General features: G+C 62.2%; 10 protein-coding genes. 9 read left to right on the top strand and 1 reads right to left on the bottom strand.

Annotation, left to right across the window (positions count from 1 at the left end; translation table 11 throughout):
- Nucleotides 1-73: 73 nt before the first annotated feature.
- On the bottom strand, nucleotides 74-1,483 hold the full coding sequence (locus E5K00_RS17820) for a urate hydroxylase PuuD (protein ID WP_210114331.1): 1,410 nt from the start codon (nucleotides 1,481-1,483) through the stop codon (nucleotides 74-76).
- A gap of 221 nt (nucleotides 1,484-1,704) precedes the next feature.
- Between E5K00_RS17820 and allB the strand changes: the two genes are divergently transcribed.
- From allB to gltB, 9 genes are all read left to right on the top strand, one after another.
- Nucleotides 1,705-3,033, top strand: coding sequence for an allantoinase AllB (allB, locus tag E5K00_RS17815; protein WP_135464628.1), 1,329 nt, complete (start codon nucleotides 1,705-1,707; stop codon nucleotides 3,031-3,033).
- A gap of 156 nt (nucleotides 3,034-3,189) precedes the next feature.
- Nucleotides 3,190-4,452, top strand: a complete 1,263-nt coding sequence (locus E5K00_RS17810) for an allantoate amidohydrolase (protein ID WP_135464627.1) — start codon at nucleotides 3,190-3,192, stop codon at nucleotides 4,450-4,452.
- 5 nt (nucleotides 4,453-4,457) lie between these two features.
- Entirely contained in the window at nucleotides 4,458-5,204 is a 747-nt protein-coding gene (allE, locus tag E5K00_RS17805; RefSeq protein WP_135464626.1) for a (S)-ureidoglycine aminohydrolase, read from the top strand.
- Between the two features lie 205 nt (nucleotides 5,205-5,409).
- Nucleotides 5,410-5,916, top strand: coding sequence for a 2-oxo-4-hydroxy-4-carboxy-5-ureidoimidazoline decarboxylase (gene uraD, locus E5K00_RS17800; protein WP_135464625.1), 507 nt, complete (start codon nucleotides 5,410-5,412; stop codon nucleotides 5,914-5,916).
- Nucleotides 5,913-6,254 (top strand): hydroxyisourate hydrolase, encoded by a 342-nt coding sequence (uraH, locus tag E5K00_RS17795; protein WP_135464624.1) that lies wholly within the window; start codon nucleotides 5,913-5,915, stop codon nucleotides 6,252-6,254. Before uraD ends, uraH begins: the two co-directional genes overlap by 4 nt.
- A gap of 205 nt (nucleotides 6,255-6,459) precedes the next feature.
- Nucleotides 6,460-7,896, top strand: coding sequence for a DUF6986 family protein (locus E5K00_RS17790; RefSeq protein ID WP_135464623.1), 1,437 nt, complete (start codon nucleotides 6,460-6,462; stop codon nucleotides 7,894-7,896).
- 666 nt (nucleotides 7,897-8,562) lie between these two features.
- A complete protein-coding gene (locus E5K00_RS22975; RefSeq protein WP_245328336.1) occupies nucleotides 8,563-10,929 on the top strand; it encodes a SulP family inorganic anion transporter in 2,367 nt (788 codons plus the stop codon).
- Nucleotides 10,930-11,093: 164 nt separating this feature from the next.
- Nucleotides 11,094-11,777: a response regulator transcription factor gene (locus E5K00_RS17780; RefSeq protein WP_135464621.1), complete on the top strand. Its 684-nt coding sequence runs from the start codon at nucleotides 11,094-11,096 to the stop codon at nucleotides 11,775-11,777.
- A 432-nt stretch (nucleotides 11,778-12,209) separates the two neighbouring features.
- The gene (gltB, locus tag E5K00_RS17775) at nucleotides 12,210-16,733 is read left to right on the top strand and encodes a glutamate synthase large subunit (protein ID WP_135464620.1); all 4,524 of its coding nucleotides are present in this window, start codon (nucleotides 12,210-12,212) and stop codon (nucleotides 16,731-16,733) included.
- Nucleotides 16,734-16,854: the final 121 nt, after the last annotated feature.

Raw genomic sequence — 16,854 nt, 5'->3', positions numbered from 1 at the left:
CTGACAAGCCAAGAGACGAAGGCCGGCTTAAATCCGGCACCCGCGCCACTTCCACGGTGCTCCACCACATTCCTTACTTGTTCTGGGCGCCCTGCTCGATCCAACAGCGAATCAAATCCCGCTCCTCCTGGGTCATGTTGGTTTTGTTGTTCTGGGGCATCGTTTTGGTGACGACCACGCGCTGCATGATCTTGTCCTGGAGGCGGATGATGTCCTCGGGTGAGTCGTATTTCACCCCGTTCGGCGCCGATTTGAACACGTCGTCGGTGGGGTTGGAGGAATGGCACCGCACGCAGCGGTTTTGCACAATGGCGTTGACCTGGGTGATGCTCACATTGGGCGTGCAGGCGGCCGCGCCGCCGGCTTCCTCCCTCTTGGGGGCCGAGACGAAGGCCACGGCCAGCAGAAACAAGACCGAGGCGGGCAGAATCCAGGTGGTGGCCTGCTTCTTTTCGCGCAGGTTGAGCCAGTGCTTCACGCCCGCCACGCCCAGGGAAATGGCGGCCAGAATCAGCCAGGGCTGCGAGTGGCCGAAGGTGCTGGGGAAGTGGTTGCTGACCATCACGAACAGCACCGGCAGGGTGAAGTAGTTGTTGTGCAGGGAGCGGGTCAGGGCATTTTTGCCCAGCGTGGGGTCGAGCGGCTGGCCCAGGGTGGCGGCCTTCACCATGGCTTTCTGGGCCGGAATGATGGTGAAGAATACGTTGCCGACCATGAGCGTGCCCAGCATGGCCCCGAAGTGAATGTAGGCGGCCCGGGCGCTGAACACCTGGCAGTAGAAGAAGGCAAAGCCCACAATCACCAGAAAGCCCAGCAGGGAAAAGGCCGTCATGTTCTTCACCAGCGGCGACTTGCAGAGCACGTCGTACATCAGCCAGGCCACGATAAAGGAGCCCACCCCGATGGCCACGCCCGTGAGCGGCGCAATGTCGAGCACCTTGGGGTCGATGAGCATGGAGCCGGCGTTGAAGTAGTACACCACGAACAGCAGGCTGAAGCCCGAAAGCCAGGTGAAATAGGCCTCGTACTTAAACCAGTGCAGGTCGCGGGGGATTTCCTTGGGAGCCAGCTTATACTTTTCCAAGTAGTAAAAGCCCCCGCCGTGCACGGCCCAGAGGTTGCCGGCCAGCTCCTCGCGCACGTTATCGGTGCGGTTCAGGGCGTTTTCCAGGAACACGAAGTAGAACGAGGCCCCAATCCAGGCAATGCCAAAGGTAATGTGCATCAGGCGCACCACGATGTTCATCCATTCCAGCAAATGCCCTTCCCAGGGGGTGCCTTTGATGAGAATGTAGAACACGGCCAGCACGTAAATAACCGTCAGCAGAATAAGAAGATAGGAGAAGCCTTGCATAGTCAGGCCATTTTCCCCTAGCTTACCGCCCCTTTTGTCGACTTTGGCGAAGCGTTGCAGTGCGTACGTTGCTCCCAGCAGCAGCACGAGGCCGAGCAGGAAGGCGGAAAAAAGTAAAACTTGAGTCATGCAGGGTAAAACCGGGCCCCAGCGCGGGGCCCCTGGAAAGGGTGGGAGAAATAGGATTTTTCAGTCCAGAACGCCGCTTTCCGGCAAAGAATCCGCGGTAGCAGCCTGCTAAGCGGTTTTTTTGGTCGCCGGGCAACCGAGTGCACACCCGTGCCGCGAGGGGAAAGTCGTGGAAAACTGGCTTGGAAAAGCCTCCAATGTAAAGAGAAAGTACCTTTCGTATGCCAGAGGTAGCCATAAAAAGCCAGCGCGTGGTCTTGCCCCAGGGCGAGCAGCCCGCCCTGGTGCTGATCGAAAACGGCCGCATTGCCGCCGTGTTGCCGGTTGACGCCCCCGTCAGCTGCCCCGTGGTCGACGTGCAGCACCGGGCCGTGCTGCCCGGCGTCGTCGACCCGCACGTGCACATCAACGAGCCGGGCCGCACCGAGTGGGAAGGCTTCAACACGGCTACCCGCGCCGCCCTGGCCGGCGGCCTGACTACGCTGGTAGACATGCCCCTGAATTCGGCCCCGGTCACGACGTCGGTTGCCAACTTCGAGCTGAAGCTGGCCGCTACGCAAGGACAATTGCACACCAACGTGGGCTTCTGGGGCGGCATCGTGCCCGGCAACGCGGCTGAGGTAGAAAGCTTAATTAAGCGCGGCGTATTGGGTTTCAAAGCCTTTCTGACCCACTCCGGCATTGACGATTTCCCCAACGCTACGGAAGAGGATTTGCGGCAAATCATGCCCATCCTGGCCCGCCACGGCCGGCCCCTGCTGGTGCACTGCGAGCTGACCACCGACGACGCCGCGTGGAAGCAGCACGATAAACGCTCCTACCAGAATTACCTGGCCTCGCGGCCCAAGCACTGGGAAGACGACGCGGTGACACTGATGATTCGGCTCTGCGCGGAGTTTCGCTGCCCCGTGCACATTGTGCACTTGTCGTCGGCCAACTCTATTGCCCCCATTGCGGCGGCCAAGGCCCAGGGCCTGCCGCTGACGGTGGAAACCGGGCAGCACTACCTGTTTTTCAACGCCGAGGACATTGCCGACGGTCAAACCCAGTTTAAGTGCGCCCCCCCGATTCGGGAAAAGGCCAACAACGACCAGCTTTGGCAGGCGTTGCAGCAGGGCATCATCGACTTCGTGGCCACCGACCACTCCCCCGCCCCGCCCGATCTGAAGCAGATTGACTCCGGCGACTTCACCACCGCCTGGGGCGGCATTGCCTCCCTGCAATTGGCTCTGCCAGTACTCTGGACCGCCGCCCAAGCCCGCGGCGCTTCCCTCAACGACCTGACCCGCTGGCTGAGCACCAACCCGGCCAAGCTCATCGGGCAGAGCCACCGCAAAGGCCAGATTGCCCCCGGCTTCGACGCCGACCTGCTGATTCTGGACCCCGAGCAGACGTTCGACGTCACGGCCGACCTGATTCAGCACCGGCACAAAGTCTCGCCCTACGTGGGGCGGCAGCTGCGTGGCGTGGTGGAGCAAACCTGGCTGGCCGGGCAGCTGGTCTACGAGCGGCCCGAGTTCCGGGCTTTGAACCAGGGCCAGCTGCTGTAGGGGCGCGTTGCACGCGCCCGCCGGAACTGACGCGGCCGTGCTGAAAAATTTCCGAATACTGGTTTTTTCGGCGACCGAACTGTGACAAGCCGATTACCTCACAAAGTCAACCCAACGTCAGCTACGACCGGGCGCGTGCAACGCGCCCCTACTTCTATGGACGACAACTACACTTCCCGGGCCGAGAAAATCCTGCGCCGCATCGAGGCCCTGGCCGCCATCAGCGAAGATACCGACGGGGTGACGCGCACCTTCGGCACCCCGGCCTTTCTGCAGGGCAGCGCCCTGGTCAAGTCCTGGATGGACGCGGCCGGCCTGGCTACGCGCGTCGACAGCATCGGCAACGTGCGGGGGCGGCTGGTGAGCCGGAACGCGGCGGCCAAAACCTTCGTCCTAGCTTCCCATATCGATACGGTGGTCAACGCCGGCAAGTACGACGGGCCGCTGGGCGTGCTCATGGGTCTGGACTTGCTGGAGCAGCTCGTGCTCAGCCAAACCGAGCTGCCGTTTCATGTCGAGCTGATTGCCTTCAGCGACGAGGAAGGGGTGCGCTACCACACCACGTATCTGGGCAGCAAAGTCGTGGCCGGCTCGTTCGACCAGAATTTGCTGACTAAAACCGACGCCCACGGCATCACCCTGACCCAGGCCATTGAAACCATGGGCGGCACGACTCAACTTTTGGGCGCCGAGGCTATTCCCGGTGACCAGTGGCTGGGCTACTTCGAAACTCACATTGAGCAGGGCCCGGTGCTCTGGGAAAGCCGGGTGCCGGTGGCCCTGGTGACGGCCATTGCCGGGCAGCAGCGCGTGGAGCTGACCTGGCAGGGCATGGCCGGGCACGCCGGCACCGTGCCCATGCACATGCGCCAGGACGCCCTGGCCGGAGCCGCCGAATTCGTGCTGGCCGCCGAGCAGTTTGGCGTGGCTAATAAAGCCGAGCTGGTAGCCACCGTAGGCAAGCTCGACGTGCGCCACGCGGCCAGCAACGTCATTCCCGGCGAGGTAGTCTGCAGCCTGGATTTGCGCAGCGCCGACGCGGTCCGCCTGGCCTCGGCCTACGCTGAGCTGGAGCAAAAAGCCCGCGCCATTGCCCAAAAACGCAACCTGACGCTCAGCTGGAACCTGATTCAGTACACCGCGCCGGTGACCTGCGCCCCGGAAATGAATACCTTGCTCGGCCAGGCCATTGCCGACTCCGGCTACGAAGTCGTCCGGCTCGTGAGCGGGGCCGGGCACGACGCGGTGCCGATTTCGGCCGTGGCCCCGGCCACGATGCTGTTTATCCGCTGCGTCAAGGGCATCAGCCACAACCCGCTCGAAAACGTGGAGCTGGCCGACGTGGCCGCCGCCGTGCGGGTATCCGAGCGGTTTTTGCAGCTGCTTTTCTCCCATTACCAAACCACCCCTTCCGCCTAGAACTCATGGAAATTTCCGCCCTGACCCGCTCCGTGGTCAAGCACAACCACGCCATTATTGCCCCCGACGGCTACATCAACAGCAACGTGCCCGGCTGGACGGGCTGCACGGTCAACGTCATCATCAATGAGCAGATGGGCGCCCGCCTGGCCCAGACGCTGATTACCCTGCGCGACGGGGGGGAGCTGCTGGGCCAGACCCAGGCCGCCCAGATTTTCTTCTACGTGGTGGAAGGCCAGCTGCAAGCCAGCATCGACGGCCAGGAAAAAACTCTGACCAAGGGCGAATACGTGTACGTGCCGGTGGAGAAAAGCTACCGGTTTCACGGCCCCACCGAAGGCACCCAGGTGCTGACTTTCCACAAGGTATACGAGCCGCTGCCGGGCTACGAAACGCCCGGCGTGCTGTTCGGGGCCCGGGATATTGCCAAGGCCCCTATCTACATGAACGACGAGGCCCTGCGCATCCAGGAGCTGCTGCCCAACGAGCTGGGCTTTGACATGGCCGTCAACATCTTCACCTACGACCTGGGCGGCCACCTGCCCATGGTCGAAACCCACATCATGGAGCACGGCCTCATGTACCTGGAAGGCCAGGCCATCTACGTGCTCGACCAGCAGTGGTACCCGGTCAAGAAGGGCGACTCCATCTGGATGGCGCCCTACTGCCAGCAGTGGGCCACCACCATGGGCAAGGAGCCCTCGGTGTACATCTACTACAAGAACGTGAACCGCTTCCCGACGGTGCTGTAGCGCCTCACCCCGGCCGTAGTTGCCTCACCCCGGCCCTCTCCCGAGGAGAGGGGGCCAGACGAAACCAGTCACCAGCCTTTGGGCTGGCAACTGGCAATCATCTACTTACGCAGTAGGAATTTCGGCGCAAGCCGGAGTTCCGTAGGCCGAGCGACTGGCCCCCTCTCCTCGGGAGAGGGCCGGGGTGAGGCAAACTATTTCCCCCATGACTCTCCCCGAACTCAATTCCCTCCCCGCCCCCACCCGGGCCGAAGCCCTGGCCAAGTGCTGCGGCGCCACCGCCTGGGTGCAGCAGCTGAACGCCGCCTTCCCCGTGGCCGAGGCCGACGTGTTGTTTCAGCAGGCCAAAGATATTTGGTACAACCTCTCGGAAGCCGACTGGCGCGAGGCCTTTACCCACCACCCCAAAATCGGGGACGTCAATTCGCTCAGGGAGAAGTTTGCCAGCACCAGCCAGTGGGCCGAGGGCGAGCAGGGCGCCGTGAAGCAGGCTTCCCAGGATACGCTGGAAGCCCTGGCCGCCGGCAACGACTCCTACGAGCGGAAGTTCGGCTACATCTTCATTGTGTGCGCCACGGGTAAGTCGGCCGACGAAATGCTGGCCTTGCTCCAAGCCCGCCTGCCGAATTTACCCGCAGAGGAAATCCACGTTGCCATGGCCGAACAGGACAAAATCACCCGCCTCCGCCTCGAAAAACTCTTAGCCGCATGAGTCAGATTACCACCCACATCCTCGACACCACCCTCGGCCGCCCCGCCCAAGGCGTCACCATTGCCTTATCAAGCTTGCGGGAAGACGACACCTGGCAGGAGCTGGCCCGGGGCCGCACCAACCAAGACGGTCGTATTCCCGACTTGCTGGCCAAAGACCAGCAGCTGCCGCTGGGTACCTACAAAATGAAGTTTTTCACCCAGGAGTACTTCGAGCAGCAGGGCAACACGGGGTTCTACCCTTTCGTGGAAATCGTCTTCAACGTACTGGCCGCCGAGCACTACCACATTCCGCTGCTGCTCAATCCGTTTGGGTATTCGACGTACCGCGGCAGCTGAGCCTCACCCCGGCCCTCTCCCGAGGAGAGGGAGCCTGACGAAGCAAGACCAGCAGCTCTGGCTGCTGATCTTGCTCGGTCGTCAACTGTACTTTGTCATGACCCATTAAATGTTAGAAATTTTGGCGGCAGCCAGAATTTCGCTGGCCCTGCGTCTGGCCCCCTCTCCTCGGGAGAGGGCCGGGGTGAGGCCCAAATCCCACCGTATGAAACTCAGCCTACAAGACACCGACAAAAGCCAGCTGCTCGACCAGCTCGGCGTGGCCAACCGCCAGTTCCAGCAAACCTACCCCGGCGACAAGCCCGACCGCCAGCCGGTGCACACTGTCTACGGCGGAGCCAACCTGTTTAAGTCGGACACCTGCGTGCGCATGGGCGACATTGCCCTGAACAACCTCAAAATGTACGCGCCCAACTTCACCGAGCTGGCCCGCGTGCTCCAGCTTAAGGGCCACGAGCACCTGCCGACCCTGGAGAAAGACATTCAGGCCCTGACCGAGCGCCTCGACGCCATGAGCGAGGCCGGGCGCAAGCAGGAGCCCGCCTGGCTGGCCTATTCGGTCTATAACAAGATCATCAAGAAGCTGCAGCGCGAGGCCGTGGAAGACTTCCGGGTCGACTTCGAAGACGGCTTCGGCAACCGCCCCGACGCGGAAGAGGACGAAACCGCCGTGCGCGCCGCCCAGGAAGTAGCCAAGGGCATGCAGAACGGCACCTTGTCGCCCTTTATCGGCATCCGCATCAAGCCCTTCACCGAGGATCTGAAGGCCCGGGGCGTCCGCACCCTCGACATTTTCCTGACCACGCTGCTCGAAGCCACCGGCGGTAAGCTGCCCGACAACTTCGTGGTGATGCTGCCCAAGGTGACCATTCCAGAGCAGATGACCACGATGGTGCGCCTGTTTGAGCTCATCGAAAAGGCCAACAACCTCGCGCCCGGCACCCTGAAAATGGAAACGATGGTGGAGGCCACCCAAATCATCATGGATGAGGAAGGCCGCAACCCGCTGATGCGCATCATCCGGGCCAGTGAGGGCCGCTGCGTGGCCGCCCACTTCGGCACCTACGACTACACGGCCTCGGCCGGCATTACGGCCAAGTACCAGACCATGGCCCACCCCGTCTGCGACTTTGCCCACCACATGACCAAGGTGGCCCTGGGCGGCACCGGCATCTTTCTCTCCGACGGCGCCACCAACGTCATGCCCATCGGCCCCCACCGCGGTGACAACCTCACGTTTGAGCAGCTCAAGGAAAACCGCGACTCGGTGCACAACGCCTGGCGGCAGGGTTTCCACCACACCACCCACTCGCTCGTCAACGGCCTCTACCAGGGCTGGGATTTGAACCCGGCCCAGCTGCCGATGCGCTACGCGGCCACCTATAACTTCTTCCTGAGCAGCTACGACGACGCGCTGAACCGCCTCAAAACCTTCGTGGAGCGGGCCGCCATTTCCACCCTCACCGGCGACATCTTCGACGACGCCGCCACCGGGCAGGGCTTGCTCAACTTCTTCCTCAAGGCCATGAACTGCGGCGCCATCACCGAGGAGGAAGTGCTGGCCACCGGCCTCACCCTGGAGGAAATTCACACCCGCTCTTTCTTCCGCATCCTGGCAGGCCGCCGCAAGCAGCAGGCCTAGCCTTTTTCCCTGATTACAAGGCACGCCCCGCCGGTCATTTTCACATGGCCAGCGGGGCGTTTTTATGTACGATTGGCTACAAGCCAATCTACGCTGACCTCCGCACATTAAATTATTATTAAAGCCAATTACGGTTCTTTCTCACAGGCGACATAACATGCATCAACAGAGCCTGAATACACTATTCAGGGCAGAATAAGGGCAGATTAAAGCCTTTTCATACAGGAATATAAAAACAATTTTACACTACAAACCGACTCTTATACGCACCATTTCAAATCATTAACTTATTGACCATCAGTTAAATATATACATGTTCACCAAATAAATTAAAGACCAATTAAAGTTGTTATCTACCGTTAATTCTCCATAAAACCGAACAAATTTTTTTCATCGGTTTCTAATATCTTTTTAATAAGAATCTAATAACCTTATAATACTGCTTTAATTCTGGCTTCGTATTAAGCCTATACCTTTGTAATAGATATTCCAACCTTCTGAATTTGAAGTTCTTTTTACCGGCCCCGCAGATTAGAAGCTCTAATTAACGCCGGGCCGTCCGCACCTGACGCCACGTCGTCGGCTCTGCTTCCTGCCTTTTCGCTTTTTCGTTCCGCTTCGCGGCTTTCGGGCCGCGCCGGAATCCTCATGTCTGTATCGAAGCCTATGTCTACCGTAGCCGGCAGTTCCAAAACCTGGGACTTTTCCTATTTCAAGAGTGACTTCCAGGGCGGACTCGTGTCGTTTCTGGTGGCCGTGCCGCTGTGTCTGGGCATAGCCCTGGCCTCGGGGGCCCCGCTGTTTTCGGGCATTATTGCCGGCATCGTCGGGGGCCTGGTAGTGGGGGCGCTGAGCCGCTCGGCCGTGAGTATCTCGGGGCCGGAAGCGGGCCTGATTCTGGTGGTGGTGAGCAGTTTGGAGGCGCTGGGTTCGTTCAAGACGCTACAGCTGGCCATCTGCGTGGCGGGCCTCATGCAGCTGGTGATGGGCGTGGCCAAGGCCGGCATCATCAGCAACTTCTTTCCCTCGTCGGTGATTAAAGGCATGCTGGCGGCCATCGGCATCATCCTGATTCTGAAGCAGCTGCCCCACGTGCTGGGCTACGACGCCGACGCGGTGGAGTCGCTGGCGCTGTTTTCCTGGAACGGCGGCAACCTGGAAGGCCTGCTGGAGCACGCCCTGCGCGAGTTCAACGCCACGGCTTTGGTTATTGCCCTGGTCAGCCTAGCTATTCTCATTGCCTGGGAGCAGCCGTTTTTCAAGCGGAACAAGGTGCTGTCGGCGGTGCCGGCGGCGCTGATTGTTATCATCGTGGGCATTACCATCAACACGCTGGCCGGCCTGCTCAGCCCGGCTTACATGCTGGGCGGCACCCACCTGGTACGGCTGCCCGTGCCCACCAGCGCCGACGAGTTTATCGGCCTGTTTACCCTGCCCGACTTCTCGCAGCTGGCCAACGTGAAGGTGTACTCGGCGGCGTTTTCCATTGCCCTGGTGGCTAGCCTGGAAGCCCTGCTGGCCGTGGAAGCCACCGACGAGCTGGACCCGCTGAAGCGCAAAACGCCCACCAACCGCGAGCTGAAGGCCCAGGGCGTGGGCAACCTGGTGAGCGGCCTGCTCGGCGGCTTGCCCCTGACCTCGGTGATTGTGCGCAGCTCGGTGAGCATCAACGCCGGGGGGCGCACTAAGCTGGCGGCCCTGATGCACGGCAGCTTTTTGCTGCTGAGCGTGATTCTGTTCCCCCGGCTGCTGAACCTGATTCCGTGGGCCGCGCTGGCCGGCATCCTGCTCGTGACGGGCTACAAGCTGGCCCGCATCAGCATCTTCCGCCAGCATTTCCAGGCCGGCCTCACCGAGTTTCTGCCCTTTATCGTCACCATCGGGGCCATTCTGCTGACCGATCTGCTGATTGGTATCGGCATTGGGGCGGCCGTGGGGTTCTTCTTCGTGCTGCGCGAAACCTACAAGAATGCCCACTTTTTCCAGAGCTACTCGGTAGAAGGCCAGGAGCATCTGCGCATCAGCCTGGGCGAGCATGTCTCGTTTCTGAACAAGGCCAGCATCATGACCGTGCTCAAGGACATTCCGGTGAACACCACGGTGGAAATCGACGGGACCAACTCGGCCTTTATCGACCGGGACGTGCTGGGGGCCATTGAGAACTTCCGCGAAACGGCCCGGCAGCGCAACATCCGGCTGATTTTCCTGCGCAAAGGCGACGACTACGCCCAGAACCTGGCCGGCCAGCCCCACGTGAGCGGCAAGGAAGCCGACTTCGAGGCCTACTACAAGCTGTTCGAAAACAACCGCAACTGGGTGGCCGAAAAGCTGCGCCGCAACCCCCGCTTTTTCGAAGCCACGGCCCAGCAGACGCCCAAGTTCCTGTTCATCGGCTGCTCCGACAACCACGTGTCGGTGAGTGAGATGACCGGCACGGCGCCCGGCGAAGTCTTCGTGCACCGCAACGTGGCCAACCTGGTGGTCAGCACCGATCTGAACCTGGCCTCGGTGCTGCAATATGCCGTGCAGGAGCTCCAGATTCAGCACATCATTGTGTGTGGGCACTACGGCTGCCGGGGCGTGAAAGCGGCCATGCAGAACGAGGACGAAGGCGCGGTGAGCAGCTGGCTGAGCACGGTGCGCGAGGTGATGCAGCAGCACCAGCACGAGCTGGGCGCGCTGGAAACCGAGGAGGAACGGTACCGCCGCCTGGTGGAGCTCAACGTCATCGAGCAGGTGTACAACCTGCACCAGACCGCCACCGTGCAGCAGGCCGAAACCCCGCTGCACCTGCACGGCTGGGTCTACGACATTCACGGCGGCGTTATCCGGGACCTGGAAGTGGACGTGCGCCGCGACTTTGCCGAGTACGACACCATTTTCCGCTACCAGGTAGCCCCCGAGGGGTTGCGCCGCCTGGCCGGCACGCTGCATCAGCCGCCGTCCATCTACTCGGTAAGCACCGGGGCGGGCCGCGGGCCCATCATTGCCATTCCGCCCTTCGACGCCGACGCGGCCCTGGGCGTGCCGTAGCTGCTACTGCCTGTAAGCAGCGTGGGCTTCGGGCCGCGGCGCCCACCCGCCGACCCACCCCGGCGGCACCGGCCGAAACCCGCGCTGCTTTGTTTTTGCATCCCACCCTACGTGCCCTGTTTTACCCTGGGAGCCAAGCCCGCCTCCCCCCTACTTACGCGCGGATGAACATCTTACTGATTGAAGACGATTTGATTGGGGCGGCGCTGCTCAAGCGCAGCCTCGAACACCACGGGGCCCGGGTGGCCGTGGCCCTGGATACGGCCTCGGCCCGGCCCATGCTGGCGGGCGCGCCCTACACGGCCGTGCTGCTCAAGGCCGACTTGCCCGACGACAGCGCCTTTGCGCTGTGCGGCTACGTCCGGCAGCACTTCGCCAAGCTTTCGGTGCTCATGTTTACGGCCCAGGCCAGCACCGAGCAGAAGCTGCGGGGCTTCGACGCCGGGGCCGACGACTACCTGATTAAGCCCTTTGCGTTTGGGGAGCTGCTGGCCCGGCTGCGGGCCCTGCACCGCCGCTACCCGGCCGTGGAGCCGCCCGAGCCCGTGCTGAAGGTGGCCGATTTGCAACTGTTTGGCAGCAGCAAAATCGTGAAGCGCGGCGACAAGCGCATCGACCTCACGGGCCGGGAGCTGGCCTTGCTGGAGTATTTCATGCACAATCAGGGCCGGGCCGTGACGCGCCAGGAAATCGTGCAGAAAGTCTGGGATTTGGCCTTCGACACCCGCACCAACGTGGTGGACGTGTACGTGAACTACCTGCGCAAAAAGGTGGACAAGAACTTCACGCCCAAGCTGATTCATACCCTCAACGGCATCGGCTACATTCTGGAAGACCGGGCCGCCTGACCTTAGCCTTATACCAACTTATAGTTTGTGACCTGTGGTGCGGATGCCAGCCCGTAACCCCGGTCGTGGCGCATGCCGGGGCTGCAAACCCGGCCGCCACGCGGGGTTACGGGCTGCGCTTTTCTGGTCGGCGCCCAATGGCAGCCTCGTTTTTTGCCGCGTCAGATGTAGCCCGCAGCTACCATTCTCGAAGCGCAATCCGGCCGCGGACCCGCCCAGCCCGCCGCGTCGGCCGTCGTAAAAACCAACCGCTGGGAAAGTTGCCTCACGAATTGCAGGAGGGCTTTTTGCGGGAAAATAGGCGGCCGTATTCCGCGGTTGGAAATCGTAGGAGGCACCGAGTCGGGGCCGTGGACTTCGGGCAGGGGAATATCTTGCCATTTCGGCCTGATTCCACCGGGTCGGCGCACTATCCACGACACCGTACTTCCGATGAATCCCGATATAGCAGCCCAGGGTCTGTACCGCCCCGAGTTTGAGCACGACGCCTGTGGTACGGGCTTTATTACCTATCTGAACGGCCAGAAGTCGCACCAGATTATCAGCGACGCGCTGACCATGCTGGAGAATATGGAGCACCGCGGCGCCTGCGGCTGCGACTCCGACTCGGGCGACGGGGCCGGCATCCTGCTGCAGCTGCCCCACTGGTTTTTCCTGGAAGAATGCACCGCCCTGAGCATCCGGCTGCCCGAGCCCGGCAGCTACGGCGTGGGCATGGTGTTTCTGCCCAAAAAGCCCTCGACCAAGGACGCCTGCCGCCAGCTCATGCACGAGGCGGCCACCAAGCTGGGCCTGCCGGTGCTGGGCTTCCGGCCGGTGCCCGTGCGCCCCAGCGGCATCGGGCCCACGGCCCTGGCCGCCGAGCCCGACATGGAGCAGGTCTTCATTGGCCGGCCGGCCGGCGTGACGAATCCGGAGGACTTTGAGCGGAAGCTTTACGTGCTGCGGCGCTACGTCGGCAAGCTGGTGCTGGAAGCCAACCTCAAGGCCGGCGGCGACTTTTACTTCGCCTCGTTGTCGTGCAAAACCATCGTCTACAAGGGCCAGCTCACCACCTACCAGGTGCGCGGCTACTTCCCCGATTTGTCCGACGAGCGGGTCACCTCGGCGTTCGGCATGGTCCATTCGCGCTTTTCGACCAACACGTTTCCGTCGTGGAAGCTGGCCCAGCCGTTTCGGCTCTTGGCGCATAATGGCGAAATCAACACGCTGCGGGGCAATCTGAACTGGTTTTACGCCGGCATGCGCAGCTACGCGTCGCCCTACTTTTCCCCGGAGGAAATGGACATGCTGCTGCCCGTTATTGATGAAGGGCAGTCAGACTCGGCCTGCCTGGACAACATCGTGGAAATCCTGCTGCACTCGGGCCGCTCGTTGCCCCACGTGATGATGATGCTGGTGCCCGAGGCCTGGGACGGCAACACCCAGATGGACCCGTGGAAAAAGGCGTTTTACGAGTTTCATGCCACCTTTATGGCCCCTTGGGACGGTCCGGCCGCCCTTATTTTCACCGACGGCCAGCAGATCGGGGCCATGCTGGACCGCAACGGGCTACGGCCGTTGCGCTACGTCGTGACGGACGACGGGCGGGTGATGGTGGCCTCCGAAGCCGGGGTTTTGACCATTCCCGAGTCGACCGTTATTCAGAAGGGCCGGTTGCAACCGGGCAAGATGCTACTGATTGACACTGTGGCCGGCCAGATTATCACCGACCAGGGCATCAAGGCCCGGGCCGCGGCCCAGCAGCCCTACGGCGAGTGGCTCAACGACTACCAGATCCGGCTGGAAGAGCTGCCCGAGCCCCGGCAGGTGTTTACCGACCTGGCCGCCGACTCGGTGTTCAAGTACCACCAGGTGTTCGGCTACACCCGGGAGGACATCGACACGATTATCACGCCCATGGCCCTGGAAGCCAAGGAACCCATTGGCTCGATGGGCGTGGACGTGCCCCTGGCTATCCTCTCCGACCAGCCTCAGCATTTGAGCAGCTACTTCAAACAATTCTTTGCCCAGGTCACCAACCCGCCGATTGACCCGATTCGGGAGCGGCTGGTGATGAGCCTGGCTACCTTTATCGGCAACAACGGCAACATCCTCGACGAGGACAAGATGCACTGTCACTGCGTGGCCCTGCGCCAGCCCATCCTGACCAACCACGAGCTGGAAAAGCTGCGCAGCATCGACACGGGCCTGTTTAACGCCAAAACCCTGCTGTCTTACTTCAAGGCCGACGGCCAGCCCGGCTCCTTGCAGGACGGCCTGGCCCGCCTGTGCCGCTACGCCGAAGACGCGGTGAAGGACGGCTTCGAGGTGCTGATCCTCTCCGACCGGGGCCTGGATTCCAAGCACGCCCCGATTCCGTCCTTGCTGGCCGTGTCGGCCGTGCATCACCACCTGATCCGCAAGGGCTACCGGGGCTCGGTGGGCCTCGTGGTAGAGGCCGGCGACGTGTGGGAAGTGCACCACTTTGCCTGCCTGCTCTCCTTCGGGGCCACGGCCATCAACCCGTATCTGGCCCTGGCGACCATCCAGACCATGCAGCAGAGCGGCGGGTTCAACACCAGTCAGGACGCCGGGCAGCTGGTGAAAAACTACGTGAAGGCCGTGTGCGACGGGCTGCTGAAGATTTTCTCCAAGATGGGCATCAGCACCCTGCAAAGCTACCACGGCGCCCAGGTGTTCGAGATTCTGGGGCTGAACCAGCAGGTGGTGGACCACTATTTCACCGGGGCCGTAACCCGCATCGGCGGGCTGGGCCTGGATGAAATTGCCCGCGAAACACTCTACAAGCACTTTCAGGGCTTCAAGAGCAGCACGCCCGAGGAGCAGCAGCTCTTGCCCGACGGCGGCGTGTACCAGTGGCGGCGCCGGGGCGAGGCCCACATGTTCAATCCCGAAACCGTGCATTTGCTGCAACTGGCCACCCGCACCGGCAACTACGAAACCTACCGGCGCTACGCCCGCCTGGTCAATGAGCAGCCCGAGCGGATGTTTACCCTGCGCGGCCTGCTGGATTTTGCCCGCCACCGTCCTTCGATTTCCATTGAGGAAGTGGAGCCGGCCGAAAATATCATGAAGCGCTTCGCCACCGGGGCCATGTCGTTTGGCTCGATTTCGCACGAGGCCCACAGCACCCTGGCCATTGCCATGAACCGCATCGGCGGCAAAAGCAACACCGGGGAAGGCGGTGAGGACCCGATGCGCTACGAGAAAATGGCGAATGGCGACTCCATGCGCTCAGCCATCAAGCAGATTGCCTCGGCCCGCTTCGGCGTCACGGCCCACTACCTGACCAATGCCGACGAGCTGCAGATCAAGATGGCCCAGGGCGCTAAGCCGGGCGAAGGCGGGCAGCTGCCGGGCCACAAGGTGGACAGTTGGATTGCCAAGGTGCGGCACGCTACGCCCGGCGTGGGTTTGATTTCGCCCCCACCCCACCACGACATTTACTCGATTGAGGACCTGGCTCAGCTGATTTTCGATTTAAAAAACGCCAACCGCGCCGCCCGCATCAACGTCAAGCTGGTGTCGAAGGCCGGCGTGGGCACCATTGCGGCCGGCGTCGCCAAAGCCCACGCCGACGTCATCCTCATTGCCGGCTATGATGGCGGCACCGGCGCTTCGCCCATCAGCTCCATCAAGCACGCCGGCCTGCCCTGGGAACTGGGTTTGGCCGAAGCTCACCAGACGCTGCTGCGCAACCAGCTCCGCAGCCGCGTGGTGCTGCAGGCCGACGGGCAGCTCAAAACCGGCCGCGACCTGGCTGTAGCCGCGCTGCTCGGGGCCGAGGAATGGGGCGTGGCTACGGCGGCCCTGGTAGCGGGCGGCTGCGTGATGATGCGCAAGTGCCACCTCAACACCTGCCCCGTGGGCGTGGCCACCCAGGACCCGGAGCTGCGCAAGCTCTTCAGCGGGCAGCCCGAGCACATTGTCAACCTGTTCCGCTTCCTGGCCGAAGAGTTGCGCGAAATCATGGCCGAGCTGGGTTTCCGCACGATACACGACATGGTGGGCCGCACCCAGTTTCTGAAAGTGCGCGAGGGAATAACCCACTGGAAAGCCCGCCACCTCGACCTCTCGGGCGTGCTCCACCCGGCCGCTAACCCCTCGGGCGGCACGCTCTACCACAGCCAGGCCCAGGACCACGGCCTGGACAACATCCTCGACTGGCAACTATTAGCGCAAGCTGAGCAGGCTTTAAATGAGCGGATTCCGGTGTTTGCCGAGTTTGCCGTCCGCAACACCGACCGGACCATTGGCACGCTGCTCTCCAACGAAATTGCCAAGCGCTACCACGCCGCCGGCCTGCCCGAGAATACCATCAACTACCGTTTCCGCGGCTCGGCGGGGCAAAGCTTCGGGGCCTTCAGCGTGAAGGGCCTCTCGTTTGCCCTCGAAGGCGAAGCCAACGACTACGTGGGAAAAGGCCTTTCCGGGGCCCAGCTGGCCATTTTCCCGTCCGCCGACGGCAAGTTTGTCCCCGAGCACAACATCATTATCGGCAACGTGGCCCTCTACGGCGCGACTTCCGGGGAGCTGTTTGTGCGCGGGCAGGCCGGGGAGCGGTTTGCGGTGCGCAACTCCGGGGCCACGGCCGTGGTGGAGGGCGTCGGGGACCATGGCTGCGAGTACATGACCGGCGGCCGGGCCCTGGTGCTGGGCCGCACCGGCCGCAACTTCGCCGCCGGCATGAGCGGGGGCATAGCCTGGGTCTACGACCCCGATGGCACTTTTCCCGACAACTGCAACCAGGAAATGGTGGAGCTCGACCCGCTCGACGCCGACGACGAAGCCCAGATTCAGGCCCTGCTGCGCAAGCACCAGCAGCTGACCGGCAGCCAGCTGGCGGGCTACCTGCTGGGCAACTGGCCCGAGGAGGCCGGGCGCTTCGTCAAGGTCTTTCCCTCCGAATACAAGAAAGTATTGCAGGCCGCGCAGTACGCGGCGGCTCAGTAAGGCCTCATCAACAATAGCAAAAATGTCATGTTGGGCGCAGCTGGGGCGTCTTGCGGGCGAGACTCCGGTTCGGCTGCTGTAACAGCCGAGGGCAAGAAGCTTCGCTGCGCTCATCATGACG

This window comes from Hymenobacter aquaticus, assembly GCF_004765605.1.
GTDB lineage: Bacteria > Bacteroidota > Bacteroidia > Cytophagales > Hymenobacteraceae > Hymenobacter > Hymenobacter aquaticus.
The sequence above is the reverse complement of the archived record's forward strand: the minus strand, read 5'-3'. Positions and strand labels throughout refer to the sequence as shown.

Excerpts from the sequence above, each read along its gene's own strand:
- uraH (WP_135464624.1), top strand. The coding sequence starts at position 5,913 with ATGAGTCAGATTACCACCCACATCCTCGACACCACCCTCGGCCGCCCC.
- E5K00_RS17820 (WP_210114331.1), bottom strand. The coding sequence starts at position 1,483 with ATGACTCAAGTTTTACTTTTTTCCGCCTTCCTGCTCGGCCTCGTGCTG.
- E5K00_RS22975 (WP_245328336.1), top strand. The coding sequence starts at position 8,563 with ATGTCTACCGTAGCCGGCAGTTCCAAAACCTGGGACTTTTCCTATTTC.
- uraD (WP_135464625.1), top strand. The coding sequence starts at position 5,410 with ATGACTCTCCCCGAACTCAATTCCCTCCCCGCCCCCACCCGGGCCGAA.
- gltB (WP_135464620.1), top strand. The coding sequence starts at position 12,210 with ATGAATCCCGATATAGCAGCCCAGGGTCTGTACCGCCCCGAGTTTGAG.
- E5K00_RS17780 (WP_135464621.1), top strand. The coding sequence starts at position 11,094 with ATGAACATCTTACTGATTGAAGACGATTTGATTGGGGCGGCGCTGCTC.
- allB (WP_135464628.1), top strand. The coding sequence starts at position 1,705 with ATGCCAGAGGTAGCCATAAAAAGCCAGCGCGTGGTCTTGCCCCAGGGC.
- E5K00_RS17810 (WP_135464627.1), top strand. The coding sequence starts at position 3,190 with ATGGACGACAACTACACTTCCCGGGCCGAGAAAATCCTGCGCCGCATC.
- allE (WP_135464626.1), top strand. The coding sequence starts at position 4,458 with ATGGAAATTTCCGCCCTGACCCGCTCCGTGGTCAAGCACAACCACGCC.
- E5K00_RS17790 (WP_135464623.1), top strand. The coding sequence starts at position 6,460 with ATGAAACTCAGCCTACAAGACACCGACAAAAGCCAGCTGCTCGACCAG.